This is a genomic window from Nitrosomonas marina, assembly GCF_900110145.1.
GTDB classification, from domain to species: Bacteria; Pseudomonadota; Gammaproteobacteria; order Burkholderiales; family Nitrosomonadaceae; genus Nitrosomonas; species Nitrosomonas marina.
This window is the reverse complement of the sequence record NZ_FOCP01000002.1, coordinates 198,399-213,457: the sequence shown is the minus strand read 5'-3', so window position 1 is coordinate 213,457 and position 15,059 is coordinate 198,399. Positions and strand designations below refer to the sequence as shown.

General features: G+C 47.1%; 15 protein-coding genes. 9 read left to right on the top strand and 6 right to left on the bottom strand.

Going from position 1 to position 15,059, the window contains the following annotated elements; genetic code table 11:
• Positions 1 to 28: 28 nt before the first annotated feature.
• The 9 genes from BMX44_RS02350 to BMX44_RS02310 all read left to right on the top strand — a co-directional run bounded on the left by BMX44_RS02350 (position 29) and on the right by BMX44_RS02310 (position 8,995).
• On the top strand, positions 29 to 1,120 hold the full coding sequence (locus tag BMX44_RS02350) for a hypothetical protein (protein WP_090627564.1): 1,092 nt from the start codon (positions 29 to 31) through the stop codon (positions 1,118 to 1,120).
• 317 nt (positions 1,121 to 1,437) lie between these two features.
• The gene (locus BMX44_RS02345) at positions 1,438 to 2,241 is read left to right on the top strand and encodes a UDP-2,3-diacylglucosamine diphosphatase (RefSeq protein ID WP_090627562.1); all 804 of its coding nucleotides are present in this window, start codon (positions 1,438 to 1,440) and stop codon (positions 2,239 to 2,241) included.
• Positions 2,242 to 2,322: 81 nt separating this feature from the next.
• Positions 2,323 to 3,261, top strand: a complete 939-nt coding sequence (locus BMX44_RS02340) for a patatin-like phospholipase family protein (protein WP_245738795.1) — start codon at positions 2,323 to 2,325, stop codon at positions 3,259 to 3,261.
• A 50-nt stretch (positions 3,262 to 3,311) separates the two neighbouring features.
• On the top strand, positions 3,312 to 3,563 hold the full coding sequence (locus tag BMX44_RS02335) for a PGPGW domain-containing protein (RefSeq protein ID WP_090627557.1): 252 nt from the start codon (positions 3,312 to 3,314) through the stop codon (positions 3,561 to 3,563).
• A gap of 169 nt (positions 3,564 to 3,732) precedes the next feature.
• Complete coding sequence (locus BMX44_RS02330) at positions 3,733 to 4,779, top strand: MJ1255/VC2487 family glycosyltransferase (RefSeq protein WP_090627555.1); 1,047 nt, start codon at positions 3,733 to 3,735, stop codon at positions 4,777 to 4,779.
• Between the two features lie 98 nt (positions 4,780 to 4,877).
• Entirely contained in the window at positions 4,878 to 5,906 is a 1,029-nt protein-coding gene (locus BMX44_RS02325; protein WP_090627553.1) for a diacylglycerol/lipid kinase family protein, read from the top strand.
• 171 nt (positions 5,907 to 6,077) lie between these two features.
• Positions 6,078 to 7,682 carry a CHAD domain-containing protein gene (locus tag BMX44_RS02320; protein ID WP_090627551.1) on the top strand — a complete coding sequence of 535 codons (1,605 nt, stop codon included), beginning with the start codon at positions 6,078 to 6,080 and terminating at the stop codon, positions 7,680 to 7,682.
• Positions 7,683 to 7,702: 20 nt separating this feature from the next.
• Entirely contained in the window at positions 7,703 to 8,443 is a 741-nt protein-coding gene (locus tag BMX44_RS02315) for a ParA family protein (RefSeq protein WP_090627549.1), read from the top strand.
• A 42-nt stretch (positions 8,444 to 8,485) separates the two neighbouring features.
• Positions 8,486 to 8,995, top strand: coding sequence for a SixA phosphatase family protein (locus BMX44_RS02310; RefSeq protein WP_177167638.1), 510 nt, complete (start codon positions 8,486 to 8,488; stop codon positions 8,993 to 8,995).
• 80 nt (positions 8,996 to 9,075) lie between these two features.
• Here the strand turns inward: BMX44_RS02310 and BMX44_RS02305 are convergent, their stop codons facing one another.
• From BMX44_RS02305 to BMX44_RS02285, 6 genes are all read right to left on the bottom strand, one after another.
• Positions 9,076 to 9,675 carry a PAN domain-containing protein gene (locus BMX44_RS02305; RefSeq protein WP_090627547.1) on the bottom strand — a complete coding sequence of 200 codons (600 nt, stop codon included), beginning with the start codon at positions 9,673 to 9,675 and terminating at the stop codon, positions 9,076 to 9,078.
• Between the two features lie 175 nt (positions 9,676 to 9,850).
• The gene (locus tag BMX44_RS02300; protein WP_090627545.1) at positions 9,851 to 10,900 is read right to left on the bottom strand and encodes a hypothetical protein; all 1,050 of its coding nucleotides are present in this window, start codon (positions 10,898 to 10,900) and stop codon (positions 9,851 to 9,853) included.
• 165 nt (positions 10,901 to 11,065) lie between these two features.
• Positions 11,066 to 11,713, bottom strand: a complete 648-nt coding sequence (locus BMX44_RS02295) for a DUF2959 domain-containing protein (RefSeq protein WP_177167637.1) — start codon at positions 11,711 to 11,713, stop codon at positions 11,066 to 11,068.
• A gap of 47 nt (positions 11,714 to 11,760) precedes the next feature.
• The gene (locus BMX44_RS16710; protein ID WP_245738794.1) at positions 11,761 to 12,756 is read right to left on the bottom strand and encodes a hypothetical protein; all 996 of its coding nucleotides are present in this window, start codon (positions 12,754 to 12,756) and stop codon (positions 11,761 to 11,763) included.
• The gene (locus BMX44_RS16705; protein WP_177167636.1) at positions 12,746 to 13,744 is read right to left on the bottom strand and encodes a diacylglycerol/lipid kinase family protein; all 999 of its coding nucleotides are present in this window, start codon (positions 13,742 to 13,744) and stop codon (positions 12,746 to 12,748) included. Before BMX44_RS16705 ends, BMX44_RS16710 begins: the two co-directional genes overlap by 11 nt.
• 18 nt (positions 13,745 to 13,762) lie before the next feature.
• Positions 13,763 to 15,013: a CDP-alcohol phosphatidyltransferase family protein gene (locus BMX44_RS02285; RefSeq protein ID WP_245738793.1), complete on the bottom strand. Its 1,251-nt coding sequence runs from the start codon at positions 15,011 to 15,013 to the stop codon at positions 13,763 to 13,765.
• Positions 15,014 to 15,059 lie beyond the last annotated feature (46 nt).

The following is a 15,059-nucleotide window of genomic DNA, read 5'->3' as shown; positions in this document are numbered from 1 at the left end:
TCATTGCCAGGATTAATTGGAAGCGACGATGTTTAAGGCGTGTAAATTTTTTTTCAGGTGTTTGTGCCAGGTTTCCAGTGCCGGCATGATGTCCGGTTTGTTTGTTTTCGCAACCATTGTGTTGGCTGGCGGGAGCAATGAATCGGCCATTATTCAAAGTGACAAACCGTTTGCTTTTGCCGTAATTGGTGACGGTCCTTATGGCGACGACAGGGAAGCTGCTTTTGACAGAATGATCGATGCGATCAACCAGGACCGCGCAGTCAGGTTCGTTATTCATGTTGGTGACATCAAAAGCGGTGGTACTGAATGTACAAATGAACGTTTGCAACGCAGATTCGATCAGTTGCAAAATATCCGCACGGCGCTGATTTATACACCCGGTGATAACGAATGGACGGATTGTCACCGTGTCAGCAACGGCAGCTGGAATCCGCTTCAACGGCTGGCTTTTCTTCGGCAGCTCTTTTTTTCGAATCCAGGTATGACCACGGGGCAGAAACCGCGCCGGATTCAAACGCAATCAGCGTTGACCGGTTACGAAAAATACGTGGAAAATGGAATGTTCATGACCAACCAAATTGTCGTTTCAACGATACATGTGGTCGGGAGCAATAACAATCTGAATCCGTGGTCGGGTATCGACCCGGCAGACAGCTTTGATAATCCCAGAGGAGATCGAATGCAGGAATTCATCGAGCGTAATGCTGCCGCGATTGCCTGGCTGGAAGAGACATTCAGAATGGCAATGAATAGTAAAGCTGCCGGTATTTTTATTGCGATCCATGCTGATCCAAAATTCGAGCTGCCATTCCACGACAGTAATCGCGCCGGCTACAATCCGTTTATCGAGAAGCTGATTGCGCTCAGTCTGAATTACGATAAACCGGTTGTGCTCGGTCATGGTGATTCGCATGTTTTCCGTGTGGACCGGCCACGTCTAATACCGTGGTATGCAAATGCCGATGCAACGGGTCCGAATGACAATATACAGGTGCCCAAGCTGACACGTATGGAAGTATTTGGCGATTCAGAATTGCATTGGATCAAGGTAACAGTCGATCCACGCTCAGATGAAGTGTTTATTTTTTCACCGCAGCTGGTTCGTGGAAACTTTTAACAAGATTCCTTAGAAATTTCTTCCTCATCTTGTCTTGTTGTAATACTTGCTAGCTAATATCTACACGGGTGTTCCTGATAAAGCAGATACCGGCAACTTCCTCGGAGACAGCTGTCTTATTTTGTTGCCCGTTTCCCAGTCTGTATGATGCTGTTGTGGAAATTAACAGTACCTGACAACGGTGTGGAGCACAAAAACAGATCCAAGCCATTATTGCAATTTAATCAAAGGTTCATGAATTCTTAACAAAAATTTCAAGATAGTTTCATGTGGATACTCTAAGCTGCTTTGCATAATCAATCAATTCAAAACGGATTATGGCTAAGAATAGAGCACCGATCAAAGTAAGAAGTGTCTGGATTTCTGATGTTCATCTTGGGTTTCGTGGCTGCCAGGCTGAAACGCTGCTTCATTTCCTGCATTCTGTCGAAACCGATTATCTGTTTCTGGTTGGCGATATCGTGGATTTTTGGAGTATCAAAAAAAACCCGTACTGGCCTCAGGAACATACCAATGTAATTCGTTCGATCCTGGGAAAAGCCAAGCATGGCACCAAAGTGATTTATGTGCCCGGCAATCATGATGAAGCGTTGCGCGATTGCGCCGGCCATATATTTGGTAATCTGGAAATACATCTCGACTATGTTCATACCACAGCTGATGGAAGAAAACTGCTGATCATGCATGGTGACGAGTTTGACGTGATTGTCAAGCACAGCCGATTGATTGCCAGGCTTGGTAACGCTGCCTACGACTTTTTGCTGTGGCTTAATCGCTATGTCAACGGCATGCGTAAATTTTTTGGTTATTCCTACTGGTCGCTGGCAGCCTACCTGAAGCTAAAGGTCAAAAATGCCGTCAGCTTTATCAGCAGCTTTGAAAACGCTTTGGCGAGAATGGCCAAAGACCGTGGCGTTGACGGCGTTGTGTGTGGCCATATTCACCATGCCGAAATCAGAGAGATCGATTCGATCCTGTATTGTAATGACGGTGACTGGGTAGAAAGCTGCACCACACTGCTTGAGCACCAGGATGGGTCGCTTGAACTGATAAACTGGACAGACAAATTCGAACAACACAAAAATGTAGAAGGCATGATCGCAGCAAAAAAAGCGGCATGATTTGTATTGCAGAATGAGACCCGAACCGGCGCAGCACTTTAACCTACGGCCAGTTTTCTGGTCGATATTCGGAGATATTCCTTGCGACCGAGATATGTATTAAGTCTGGACGGAGGCGGCAGCCATTTGCTCATCCAGCTAAGCGTGCTGGCATGTCTTGAAGAAGATGCCGGTGTATCGACTTATGATTTGTTTGACATAATTGCCGGGTCGTCATCGGGCGGAATGCTTGCCTGTTTGATTTCAGGCCGAACGCTGAGTGCTTCTGGGATTATACGGCTGATACAGCAGGATAAGTTGCTTGAAAACATGATGACCGGGCACTGGCTGAACCGGTTGTTGAATACGCTGCAGATTCGCCCCAAATATTCTGGCATTTCAAAGCGCAGGAGATTGAAAAAAGAGCTCGGTGGATTAAGACTCTCGTCTCTGGACAAGCAGGTGTTTGTACCCTGTTTTAATCTGGACCGGGATCAGCTGGAGATTTTTACCAATCAAACAAAACCGGATTTCTTGCTGTGTGAAATTGCAGATGCCTGCACGGCAGCGCCTGCTTATTATCCGCCGGTAAGAATGGAAGATAAAGGCTGGCGAATTGACGGCGGCGTGGGTATGAATAACCCCGGACTGGGCGCCTATCTGCATGCAAGACAGCTCTGGCCCGACGCCGCTATAAAAATGCTCTCAATTGGGTCAGGCTGGCGCAGTTTCTCGTTTGACGGACAAAAAGCCCGCAGATACGGAGGCATGCAGTGGTCGGCGAAAGGAATTGCATCCGTTATTCTCCGCGAAAAAATGATGGCGAATGCAAAATTGACCGAGGCGGTTATCGGTGAACATGCGCTGTACATCAATGAATATCTGAAACACTTCGGTTTGCCTGATCATATGGATTCCGTAAATGATCCGGTGAATCAACAAAAAGCGCTTGAGATCGGCAGATTATGGTATGACCGTCACCGTGAAGAGATCAGACGGTGGATACCTGCTCAGAATGCCGGACATTCAGCTGCGGCATAATCCAGATTGCCGGCACAGCATCGACGTATTACATACCGTTAAACAAGTTAATGATCAAGCGTACATTGCTAACGGGCGTGGGTACGATCATTTTTGTTTTCGGAATTGTCCTGTTTCCTTTGCCAGGACCGTTTGGATTGCCGACTATGGCCATCGGTCTGACTATTCTGTTAAAGGCATCCAATCGTATCAAGCGCCTGACGATTAACCTGGTACGTAAAAATCGCTTGACTAGTGCACTCTGGCGTAAAACACGCGAATTCCACAGGCGCATTCGCAGTCCTAAAATTGTCATCAAATAATCATATATCTGTCATTCCGGTGTCACAGTTTCGCCATAAAATTGCTCGATTCTCTTTACAGGAAGGTAATGATGAATCGATTGGCTGACACAAATTCGAAAATTCTGATTTGTTTGGGCAGTTTGTGCAATGTGCCGTATCTAATCAGCAGTATATGGAATGCAAAGCCATGAAAGTCTTTTATGGAATTCAGGGTACCGGTAACGGCCATATAACGCGTGGCCGCATCATGGCGAGAGAGTTTCGGGCCGCCGATATTGCAGTGGATTATCAGTTTACAGGCAGGCCTAAAGATACATTTTTCGATATGGAAATTTTCAATGATCATCTATGGTGCGAAGGTCTGACATTCAGTGTCAAAAATGGAAAAATCAATCCCTTCATGACCGTGCTGAAATCCAGCCCGGTACGTCTGATCAGGGATATCAGGCAGTTGGACCTGAGCAGCTATGACCTGGTGATTTGCGATTTTGAACCTGTCACTGCCTGGGCTGCGCGCCAGCAAAAAAAGAAAACCTTTGGCGTCAGTCATCAGTATGCTTTTCAATACAAAATTCCGCGTGCAGGCAGTAATCCCGTTTCGGAAGCGGTGATGAAACATTTCGCGCCTGTTGATATCGGTGTCGGTCTACACTGGCATCATTTCGACCAGCCGATTCTGCCGCCAATTATCGACACACCGGATATTGCGAAACGTGTACAAAAAAACAAAATCGTGGTTTATCTGCCATTTGAGAACCAACAGAAACTTATTCAGATACTTGCGCCGTTCAGGAATTTTGAATTTAATATTTATTCGTTCGTCCCGGACCTGACCCAACGAATTGAGCATATCCATTGCAAGCCATTATCCTTGCATGGCTTTCAGAAAGACCTGCATGATTGTGCCGGAATTATCTGTAATGCGGGTTTTGAACTGGCCAGCGAATCGCTGTATCTGGGTAAGAAAATTCTGGTTAAACCTGTACACGCGCAGATGGAACAGACCTCAAATGCTGCAGCGCTGGTTGAGCTGGGTTACGGACACATGATGAATAAAATCGATCCCAAAATCATTGAGCAATGGCTCGGCATAACCAAAGCGGTTCGTATTAATTATCCCAATACAGCGAAATATCTGGTGGAATGGATCAAAAATGGTATGCCGCCAGCCGATCAGGGCTGGTGCAACCAGGTATGGTCCAGTGTCAGGGCAATGCCAGTGGATTTGTCGTAATAATAATGTGTGATCCTGCCTAGATAAGTTATTGCTGAAATATGAAGGATGCATGCAATGTCAGTCATAAACAAAAATAACCCGGTGCAAATGAAGCAGTGCTGATAAAAATACCCTCGCCAAATAATATTCTGATTTTTTACAATCCTATTTCCAGTGCAGGCAATACGCGGCAGACTGCTGAACGCATGGCGTCTCAACTGACGTATAGTGGCAAGCAGGTTACGGTACAGGTATCTGAAAAGAAAACGAAAGCCTATAAGCGTATGAAAGATGCCATAGCCGGGTATGATCTGGTCGTGATCGTTGGCGGAGACGGAACGGTCAGGAAACTGCTTGGAATTATCGGCAAAACGAAAACGCCATTGTATGCTATTCCCGGTGGAAATGAATCGCTGTTTGCACGTACCTATGACATGAGTGCGCAGCCTGGAGATCTACTGCAGACGATAGCCGCTGGCAACTGCCTTCAACAGTATTACGGCCTGATCAGCGGGCATGGCATCAAGGGAAAAAAACCCTTCTTTCATATGGCTTCGATGGGACTGGATTCGCTAACGGTCAAATATATCGGTAAGCGAAGCAGCCCATTGAATGACTCGGTCTATGTCTGGCACGGATTGAAAGCGCTGTGCTCGCTGCATCATCCAACGGTTTCACTCAATGTAGACGGGCAACCGGTAATTGCACGCGAATCAGGCTATGTCATTGTAGCCAACAGTTCGGCGTATGCCAGAAACCTGCAACTGGTGCCTGCTGCCAATCCTTCGAAGAACGAGCTTGTCGCGGGTTTCCTGCCAGGTGCGCGGCATCAGCATGAGCTAATCAAGGCGATGAAAATACTACAGCGGAAACCGGCTAATCTGCCCATGCAATATTTCTCAGGAAAAAAAATTGAATGCACTTTGCACGATCAGTCGTATCCTTTGCAGGTGGACGGTGATTATTTTCGCAACCGTGATATTGAGGCCGACGTAACTGTCGAATTCAGCATCAGTATAATTCCGATCCAGGTGCTGATACCGCCGGAATATGCAACAAAGCTGATAGAGCCCTCCCGGTTGCATGGCCAGCAAAAGGAGACTATAGTCGAAGCCGATTGTAGTAACAAAGCTTTACCGGAATAACAGCTTCGAAAAAGACATATGGCCCGCATTCTGCTTTTCCGGCGATTTGCCGCCATTCGCTGATTACAGACAGTCCATTACTGCTTAAGATAAACGGATATCGGTTAACAGTGCTACAGAATCAGACATCCCGGTTGACAGTTGTGGCTGACACGAACAGGTTTCCAGACGATGAAATCCTTACACAGCGCTCAATTCATTGTTTCACAGTCAATTGACAGTGACGCCATCTTCACATTGCTGCAGCATGAATTTTCGCTGTACGAAACCGGCCACACGCGCTTGAAATGTCATTATCTGGATACATTTGACTGGCGGATGTACCGAAAAAACTATGTCTGCTCCTGGTACCAGACGGCGAACAAGCGCGCCAAGAATCGTGAGGGGATTTTTTTTATCCATGAAAAGGAAACCGGCAACAGCATTTGCGAACTGCCTCTGAGCAGGGTACCTGGGTTTTCCAAAGATATTAACCATCAGGCGTATCGAAGAATGCTGGACAATATACTGGGAATACGGGCATTAATGACAGTCGCAGTTCTGACCGTCAGGCGCAGGCAATTAATAATTTTAGATGAAGAGCACAAGACGCTGGCGCTGCTGCAACTAGAGCAATATACGATCGATGAATCTGCTGACGACGATCAGCCGGCAGGCCGTCTGATCGTCTGCCCTGTCAGGGGCTATCCAAAAGTATTCAAACGGGTCGTACAACTCGTTACCGAACAATTAAAATTACCTCACTCGCGCGAAGCATTGCTGGATGAAGTGCTCGCAGTCACCGGCAAACGGCCCGATACGTACAAATTAACCGGATTTCAGGAACTTGAGTCTTCATTCAGTACGTGGGAAGCCGTGCGAATTTTATTACAGCACCTGTTCAGTGTCATGCAGGCCAATGAACCCGGATTGCGCGAAGCCATCGATACGGAATTTCTTCACGACTATCGTGTTGCGGTAAGACGAATCCGTTCGATACTGGGGCAGATCAAGCATGTTTTTCCGGATAAACTGCTGGCTTATTTTAAACGGGAATTTTTCTGGCTGGGAACGGTGACAACGCCGACGCGCGATCTGGATATGTATTTGCTCAAATTTGACGGTTATATACAGGCATTGCCGGATGATTTGCAGCAGCACCTTGAGATGTTTCGCTTATTCCTGCAACGGCACTGGAAGATTGAGCATGCGCGTTTGTGTCGCGCGCTTGACTCGAAACGCTATCAGAAGCTTGCCAGCGAATGGCAAAAAATACTGGCAAACGCCGATATGCCGCTGCAAAGTGAAATGTCAACTGGCAGCCAGGCGCAGGAGACATGTAATGCGGCCGAGCCGGTCAGGATTGTTGCCAGGCAGCGTATCTGGAAGCTTTACAAGCGTATACTGAAGGAAGGTGGATCAATCACGCCTCAATCGCACGATGAAGGCCTGCATGAGTTGCGTAAGAGTTGCAAAAAATTCCGATATCTGATCGAATTTTTCCAGGATTACTATGTCGGCAAGTCAATTAAGCAATTGCTGAAACCGCTCAAACAGTTACAGGATAATCTGGGTGATTTTCAGGATTTGTGTGTTCAGATTGAGCAGTTGAATGGTTTCGCAGAGCAAATGCAGCAAGAAGGTCTGGCGGATACCAAAACAATTATGGCGATGGGTGTGTTGGTAGAGAATTTGAACAAACGCAAAAAAGCGCTACGGGCTGAATTCGGGCGCCAGTTCGAGTCATTTATTCAGCCCGAGAAAAAAGCCGTTTTTGTAGAGGCATTGCGCGTTTAACAACATGAAGGTGTCACAAAATGAAAATTGTCGCATGCTATAACGTTAAAGGTGGTATCGGGAAAACGGCTGCTGCAGTCAACCTGGCTTTTCTCGCGGCGCATGAGGGCGCCCGCACGCTGGTCTGGGATCTGGATCCGCAAGGTGCGGCAAGCTTCTACTTCCGAATCAAACCCAAGGTGAAGAAGGGCAGCAAGGGGTTGCTCACCGGCAAAAAGGCGCTTGAAGAAGTGGTAAAAGGTACCGATTATCCAAATCTTGATCTGATACCGGCCGATTTTTCCTATCGAAACCTCGATCTTCAACTGGATGAAGTTAAAAAATCAAATACCCGTATACAGAAACTGCTCAAACCACTGGCCAGTGAGTATGATTTTATCTTTCTCGATTGTCCCCCCAGTATTTCACTGGTGTCAGAAAATACACTGATTGCAGCAGATGCTGTTGTTGTACCGACGATTCCGACAACACTGTCGCTGCGTACTTTGGACCAGATTATTGAGTTTTGTAACAAACTGAATATCGATCACACCAAAATTAGCACTTTTTTTTCCATGACGGACAGTCGCAAAAAACTGCATAAACAGATTGTTGAGAATCCGCCTCAGCATGTCCGGGTATTGGGCACCAGTATTCCTTATGCCAGTGATGTTGAGCGTATGGGGATTTACCGTCAGCCGGTCCCCGTCTTTGCCGGAAACAGTCGGGCGGCGAAGGCCTACCGGACACTCTGGGAAGAAATAAAATCAGTTCTGGGCTGATACTAAAACCGCGCCATATGAGTCTTATTGAGGTTAATCATCGTGTCACATTTGCTCTATTTGCTACGTCATGCAAAATCGGATTGGAAAAAGGAAGCCACCAGTGATTTCGAGCGCCCACTCTCGAAACGCGGTGTTGCAGATGCCCCCAGGATGGCGGCATGGCTGGTAAAGCAGGCCAATAAACCAACAGCAATTGTCAGTTCGCCGGCATTGCGTGCATACCAGACGGCACTGGTGTTTTCTCGTGCGCTGGATGTACAGGTCAAGGATATTTATTTTGACAACCGGATTTATGCAGCCAGCCTGGAGACCTTAAAGGAGATCATTCGTGCGTTGCCTGAACAGGAAAAGTCGGTGCTGCTCGTCGGTCATAATCCGGGCCTGGATTTGCTGCTGCAGGTATTATGCAAACAGGCGAGGCCGCGCACAGACGGTAAACTGATGACAACCTGCGCGATAGCAAAAATTGCTCTGGAAAGTCAATGGCGGGATATTTCAGACAAGCACTGCGAACTCTACAGCCTGTCCCGGCCGAAAGATGTATTGTAGAAAATTCATGCGCCCCTCGGCAGATTGTTGCAAACTATCCCCACAATCAAATAGCAGATTAATTTTGCGAATATATAACGTCAATTCTGACCGGATGATCGTATTGACATATCGGGACGATTTATCCGTAAAGGAGGTCTCGTCAATTTAACCGCTGAGATACAGCATGCATTTTTGATTTTTGCTGGTTTTGCTTTTTTTAACCAGCACTTGGCACTCTGACCTTGTATTCCGGGTTTGACCAGTGTATAGGCGCGGCATTTTGGATCATTTTTACAGGCATTTTCGCATTCAGAGGTATACATGTTGACATCGAAACCGGGCTTGATGTCTGAACCCGGACGATCAAAACCGATTTCCTTCTCGCCCATGATTTTAATGCCAGATACGCAGCAGTTGTTAGCTTTCCGTTTGGGTACGGAATCCTTGAGCCAGCACATGTTTGTCTGATTGACAAAAGTATAGGCCCGGCACCGGGCATTGGTTGCACAGGAACTGGCGCATTGACTGAAACCGTTTGCCTCGTATTTATGGTAATCGCCGCCTGGACGGTCGAACCGGAACTCGGCTTCTCCCATTGGATTGGCCATACCAGGTTTCCAGCCGAACATACAGGTTATGAAAAATAGGGCTACAACGGTAAACCAGTTTACTTGAACAGACTGAATGAGTTTAAGCATAAGATCTTTCCCTCTTAAATGATGTTTGAGGAATATTTCTCTGTTCTGTGGGTATTCAATCTACTGGAAGGGGAAAATGTTGTCAAATTAACTGATTCATCTGAAATGGCATCGCTGAAGACAAACGGCGTGTCAGAATTAATTGTTTCGGCGAGCTGGTACCACCAACCAACGTTTATTCCGGTTTTTTGCCAGTTCCTCGAATTGTAAATAGTTTGGAAATTGCATCGAACCAGAAAGGCGCTCCCAGTGTCCCGGCCAGTGCTGTAATGATCCATCCAATGATGATTAACAGCCAGTTGTTTTGGCCAGGCAACAGGAGAAACTCCAGTGTCAGGGGCTGTGATTCTGTTTTCTGTGTTGCAACAGTGTGTTCAACAGCATCCAACAGGGGAATATGCCAGCCAACCGGCAGTCCCAGGTTTCTGAAATCATTTGCATCGACATTCAACTTCCCGATTTGTCTCAGCAAGGCTTCCTCCGGATCAATTTTTTCTTGATCGGCGCTTGTGCCTGTTATGCCTGTTATGTTAATGCTGCTTTTGCCTGTTTCAGCTGAATATTCAGAGGCGATGTTTACTAGCAATTCGATCTGTTCCGGATTTTTCTGCATTTGCTGTACGATATAAATCGAGTCAACATTAAAACCGGATGCCAGAACAAACGCAATGACAAACATCATGAATTGAGATCGGCGCTTGTACCATCCGCCGACTCTGTCCATCACTGCGATATAATGCTGTTCAATTTTGAGTTTGAATTTTTCCAGATCGTAACCTGCTTCATCAAGCATAGGCATCAGCAGTTTATTCAACGGTTCGGGCCGTTTTGCCAGTGATTGTCGTACTGCGTCCAGGGATGCATTGTTATTGGATAACACTTGAACTAACGCAGTCGAAAAAACTGCAGGTGGTATATATGAAGGTTTTGATCCACCCGGTGGAGACAGGGTATCGATTAATGGATGCTGATACAGCAGACTGGTTAATTGTGCTTTTTGCCTGTCTATAAAACCCAGCATGCGCTTAAAATTACTGAACCATCTTTTGGAAGCAGATCCGGTCTCCCTGGGCAGTTCACCCAGAAGCGCTGCAATGCTCTCAAACAAAATCCTGCCTCGCATCGCGAGCATCTGCACAATCAACTCATTAAGGCCGCTTACCAATCCGGAAAAGAGTGCATAAATCAAAAAAACCGCGATAATGATATCGAGTATTCCAAGCATTCTTGTCTCCAGTTCATCAACTTATCACGTACTGTTAGCATTGAAGAGATGCATCGCGTTTAAGGTAATCATAGCGCGTTGGGCGATTGATAGCTATTCATGATTTCTGGTGCTGTGGCATGGAAGCTTCACACCGGACTCCCTGGTTCAATAGACAATAAAATGTTATTTGTTTTCCATGGTATCAATAAATGCATTAGCTTCATTGATTGAATCTTCCATGGAAGCGATCAGCGCGGAAACGTCAGATTGTATAGTGTCAAGTTCGTTTTTCAGGGACGCGATTGCACGTGCGTTCAGATTGTGTTTAAGGAACAAAACCTGATCACGGAAAACGGTCAGTATGGGCTGAATTTTAGATTCAGCTTTTTTCATGGATGCAATGAGTTGCTGGTAATGTGTTTTTGTGGTGTTCAGTTTATTCTGGCTGCTGCGTTTCAAGTTGGCATTACTGTACTGGGAGATTTCCTGTTCCCATTCTGCAAACAGTGCCTGCGACACATCTTCAATATCTTCAATGCGGTCTCTAACCTCTTCGGCTTTACTGACACTTGCTTCATATTCGTCATTGAGTTTGGTATAAATCGCTTCCAGATCGCCACCAGTGAAATGGGTGGCTGCGGTGAACTGTTCAAGTGCTGATTTGAATTGTTCTTTGGTTTCCTCTTGTGTGTCGCGTGCCTGCTCAACCCGATACACCATAACGTCTCGTTTGGGAATGCCGATTTTTTCCAGGCCCTCGTAATACATTGTTGAGCATGCGCCCAGTGCAAACAGCAGGGCGAGTACGGGTAACATCGCTTTTGAATTCATGATCCCTCTCATTAGTCTATGTGATTGCTTGGTTGATATAACAAAAGTCAGCGAATAGCGCCTTTGCGCAATACCTGCCATATAACCGAAAAACCCCAGATAATTGGGTGTCGACGCAGCCATGGTGTGATTTCAAGTTGAACACCGGTATGCCGCTCGATTTTCCAGGCGGCATAATCAAGGCAGTCCCTGAACGTCAGGGTGGCTTTGGATAAACGCAAGACTGAAAGTATGCGGCCCTGCCAGCGGCGAAGCAGCCAGTGCCGTAATGCACGTCGACGTATTTGTGGTGTATTTTGGCACAAATAGGTGTCGTTGTCCGGTTGATAGCTGAGCAGGTCAGTCAACGCCGGATAGGCATGACGCGTCAGTTGTGTGAAATCTTCCAGATTTGTAACTGCCAGATGTCGCGCACGGGTTTCGTTTTCGTGACGTAATTCGGCTGCATAGCTGAGCAATAGACAACGTGTCCAAAGCATTTCAACGGTCAACGAAGTATTTTCCAGTGTACGAACACCCGAACGAAGAAACGTTAACACCGACTGGGCATACGCATGATAAACCTGTTTCCGGTTTGCGTCGTTGCGCGCGAATAGTAATCGCGACGGTTGCGCAAAACGCGCCCATATATAGGAATGAAACCAGTATTTGGCGCCTTTCTCGAAATCGGCCGTTGAGATCACTGCGTACTTGGCACGCAGAGTTCTTCCCTGATGAAGAACTTCAAGATAAAAAACGTTTGGCGGCAGCCATGCGTTTAACAGACTGAGATAACGCTTATCGTATGCACGCTCGTAGTCGTCGACCAGTACATAAAGATCGGCGATGCCTTCGTCGAGATTGCCGGTGCGCAAACACGATCCGTAAAGAATAATCGCGTCGACAGCCGTTTTGAAACGTTCCTGTAGCGCATGCACAAACACCGCATAATCCTTGGTTACACCGCGCGTACATTGTGTGGCAACAGTGTTAAGCAGTTTTTCGGGTATCAGTGCAGGCGGTACAGGGTCGGTCGTCATAATAGTAACAAAGTCAAAGTACAAGAAATGTCACAGGGGGGGTAGCAGTGATACGCAAGGGCCCGTTGTCTGGCGAGCGATACAGTTCTCCGTCGACGATATATTCGTCATTCATTTGAATTGTTAATACATGGCTGTTGTGGCTGTGATAGCCGTCTTCTGCGCTGAGTCGTTCGCCCTGGCCCTTCAACAGTGGCCATAAAGAACGCCAGAGATGTTTGCGTTGTTGGTCGACCCACGTGACATGAAGTGGGGCCAGTTCCTTGCCCCAATAGGGACGCAGGTTTAACAACAGGCAATCGAGCGCGCTGATTAGTGTAAAAAGATAGGTGCCATGAACTTTCTCGCCATTTTCCCGGACTATTGACATCTTTACCGGCGCCCATTCTTTATTGTCGTGGCTGAAAATCAGGCCAATGAGCGAGCGCAACATGATCAGGAAAGTGAAGATGCTGCCGGTGATACCGATCTGCTTGACACTGCTGCGCGAAAACTTGACGCCGCGCGCAACCAGTCCTGCCGCAAAAAACATGCCGTAGATAGTTTGTCGTCCATTTTGTTCGATACATAAAACGGGACGCTGAACATGTTGAAACAATTCGCTGTTATCGGGATGTTGTAAGCAGTGTACTAGGCGCTGCAGAATTTTTTCAGGCTTGCCGCGCATACCCAGATCGAGCGGTGTCATGTTGGTTGTGCCACCTGGAACAATCATTAAAGCAGGCCATTGCGCTATGGGCAGGATACTAAACAGATGACTGAGCACCGCATGGGATGTGCCGTCACCAGCAATGATGACCAGAATATCCGGGCTGTCATGAATCAGGGTGTCGGTAGCTGTTATGAATCCAGCCAAATCAGTCGCTTCGCACATCATTGCGTTCGGTATCTGTGCAAGCGTTTGCCGTATGGCTTGTTCACGCTTGCGTACCTTGCCACTCATAGGATTGAGCAACAGCCCGATTTTTACCGGTGTTGATTTGAAAAGGTCTATGGCTGAACTCACAGTCATATGGAAAAGGACAAACTGTTAAGAACTGACGGATTGCAGCCGTTTGGGGTCAATTGGCGTGTGTGTGAATATTTTGACGGCAAACATCTTTCGATCCCGGACAGGATCGATATCCTGCAGCCAGGAGCGCAGCGTCCCCTGTTGCCGCCAGATACGCCAGCCGGCAATTAGCCGTCCCATCAGGATTGCCGTCGACAGCAAATGCCAGGCAACAACAAGTATCAGGCCAAAATCCGGTTGCTCGGTGGCCCATCCATAGGTCAGCAGAATCAGATTGGGGTTGCGGCGTGCGGTGATCAGCCGGTTAAATGAATCAATTTTGCGCCATATAAACATGTCGAACGGTGCAAGCCATAATTGAAAGGCACCTTCGCACAGGCGCCCGCCAATGTAACCGAAAAACATCAGCCATATCAGCAGATCGAGATTGTCGATCGGTGTCAGCGTACTTGCCAGACCGATGCCCCATGCAAGATACCAGAGTGGCGGATGAATGATATCGAGTCCATGATCGAGCACGTCACCGAGTTTGCTTGATGTCAGGGTTACCCGCGCTAATTTGCCGTCTACTGTGTCCAGAAATGTCATCAACCAGCCCAAGATCAAGCCGATTGCAAAAAAACCATACCAGAACGCAATACCTGCCAGCAGCGCAAAAATCGCGCTTAGCACTGTGACATGATTGGGTTTCCAGCCTTTACGAACACATAGGTGTGTGCACCAAAAAGCCGGCGCCGGCCATAGCCATTTCGTTACCAGATCAGTGACACCCTTGTAAGAGCCGGAAAACAATTCTTTTTCGAGCGGTTTCTGGTTGTCTTCGGTAATCGGCAGGATATAGGGGGGGTCCTTTTTTTTAAGGTTTTGCTGAAAATCGATAGGGAGATCGTTGAGCGTGAGACGCGGCATTCCGGACAAGATATGCTCCGGTCTCAGACTTCTCGGTTTTGTCAGTACGCTAAGCAAATGTGGTGCCTGACCACCATACGTACGAACGGCAGTCAGCTGATTGTCATGACTGCATAATACGGCAGGATCTTTCAACGCGATTAATGCCTTGAGCACCCTGTTGTCAAAAAGATAATGCGTATTCAATATCAGCAGGGGGGCGTTGACTGGAACGTTATCGACTTTCTCCGCCAGTGTTACATGAGATAACTGGCGTATCATGCGTTCGAGGCGTTGGCGTCCTGTCAGCCCCCAAATCAGAGCGTCACTACCGCCTATGAAGTAAATATAGGTTGTTTTTTGCATAGATTTTTGATTCATTGAAGTCTGGAGTTTACAGCAAAACGATTTGCAGCAGCATAGTTCA

Bases quoted from the DNA above. Each gene is read 5' to 3' on its own strand.
- BMX44_RS02350 (WP_090627564.1), top strand. From the start codon at position 29: ATGTTTAAGGCGTGTAAATTTTTTTTCAGGTGTTTGTGCCAGGTTTCC.
- BMX44_RS02345 (WP_090627562.1), top strand. From the start codon at position 1,438: ATGGCTAAGAATAGAGCACCGATCAAAGTAAGAAGTGTCTGGATTTCT.
- BMX44_RS02335 (WP_090627557.1), top strand. From the start codon at position 3,312: ATGATCAAGCGTACATTGCTAACGGGCGTGGGTACGATCATTTTTGTT.
- BMX44_RS02330 (WP_090627555.1), top strand. From the start codon at position 3,733: ATGAAAGTCTTTTATGGAATTCAGGGTACCGGTAACGGCCATATAACG.
- BMX44_RS02320 (WP_090627551.1), top strand. From the start codon at position 6,078: ATGAAATCCTTACACAGCGCTCAATTCATTGTTTCACAGTCAATTGAC.
- BMX44_RS02315 (WP_090627549.1), top strand. From the start codon at position 7,703: ATGAAAATTGTCGCATGCTATAACGTTAAAGGTGGTATCGGGAAAACG.
- BMX44_RS02305 (WP_090627547.1), bottom strand. From the start codon at position 9,675: ATGCTTAAACTCATTCAGTCTGTTCAAGTAAACTGGTTTACCGTTGTA.
- BMX44_RS02300 (WP_090627545.1), bottom strand. From the start codon at position 10,900: ATGCTTGGAATACTCGATATCATTATCGCGGTTTTTTTGATTTATGCA.
- BMX44_RS02295 (WP_177167637.1), bottom strand. From the start codon at position 11,713: ATGAATTCAAAAGCGATGTTACCCGTACTCGCCCTGCTGTTTGCACTG.
- BMX44_RS16705 (WP_177167636.1), bottom strand. From the start codon at position 13,744: ATGACTGTGAGTTCAGCCATAGACCTTTTCAAATCAACACCGGTAAAA.
- BMX44_RS02285 (WP_245738793.1), bottom strand. From the start codon at position 15,013: ATGAATCAAAAATCTATGCAAAAAACAACCTATATTTACTTCATAGGC.